The organism is Flavobacterium bomense (genome assembly GCF_003970355.1).
In genome coordinates this window covers 1-1,004 of the sequence record NZ_RYDJ01000305.1, presented here as the reverse complement: position 1 = coordinate 1,004, position 1,004 = coordinate 1, and the positions used below count along the sequence as shown (strand labels likewise).

The window sequence follows — 1,004 nt, the reverse complement described above, 5'->3', positions numbered from 1 at the left end:
TTATTTCCGAATTTATAAACTTTTTTTAAACTTTGCGACTTAGTGCCTTTGTGGTAAATTCTACAAATACCTTTCCTGAAAAACTCTTTGATGGTGTTTCATATGTCCAATAATTAGGAAACCAATAGCTCTTACTGAAATTGGATGATTGGATGCAATTCCTAATCTTATCAATTGTTCATCCGAGAAACTTTTGAAAAGTAATAAATTAGAATGTCTCACAGCCGAAAATTCAGTTAATAATTCTTGAATACTTCTACTATTGGCATTCGTATTTTCGACATAATCATTTTCCTCAAATCCAGGTAATGCCGTTTGGTCATTTCTTGAAATTCTCAAAGCACGATAACCAAAAATCCGTTCGGCATCGATAATATGCTGGATAAGATCCTTGATAGTCCAGTTGCCTTCGGCGTATCGATAATCAAATTTGTCCATTGGAATATTCTGAACAAATTTGATAAAATCGTGTAAACTGATTTCTAATTCTTCCAATAATTCTACATTTTCAATCGCTTTGATATACGTCGCATTGAATTCAGAATATTCATTTACTGGCAATTGATTTGAATTCATATATTAATTTTTAAATCTTTCTCCGAAACAATCTAAACTCTAAAATTATATTTTAAGCTGAGTTTCTACTTGCGTTTGTATTTCCAAAAAGAGAACGAGTCACAATCTTTTCATAAGTCTGAATCAAATCTAAATCTGGTTTTTGCTCCTTGTTCAATTCATTAATTCTTAATAAAGCATATTGTTGTATGGTCAACAAAGGCAACACTATACGCTCTCTTATATCAATCGAAGCTTTTCCGTCAGGATAGTTTTCCATCAATTCATTATGTCCAGCAATTTTTAATAATAAACGTTTAGTTTCTAAAAACTCATCGTATATAATTTGCCAAAATGCTCCAAATTCAGGATCTTTTTTCATATAAGCGGTCAAAGGGAAAAAGGATTTTGCCAATGACATCATACTGTTTTCTAACAAGGTTCTAAAA

At 31.1% G+C, this 1,004-nt stretch carries 2 protein-coding genes; both read right to left on the bottom strand.

What is annotated here, in order from left to right; translation table 11 throughout:
* Positions 1-60: 60 nt before the first annotated feature.
* Positions 61-576 carry a DinB family protein gene (locus EKL98_RS17495; RefSeq protein WP_126563283.1) on the bottom strand — a complete coding sequence of 172 codons (516 nt, stop codon included), beginning with the start codon at positions 574-576 and terminating at the stop codon, positions 61-63.
* A 52-nt stretch (positions 577-628) separates the two neighbouring features.
* Positions 629-1,004: phosphoenolpyruvate carboxylase (locus EKL98_RS17490; RefSeq protein WP_126563282.1), on the bottom strand; the 376-nt coding region annotated here is incomplete at its 5' end.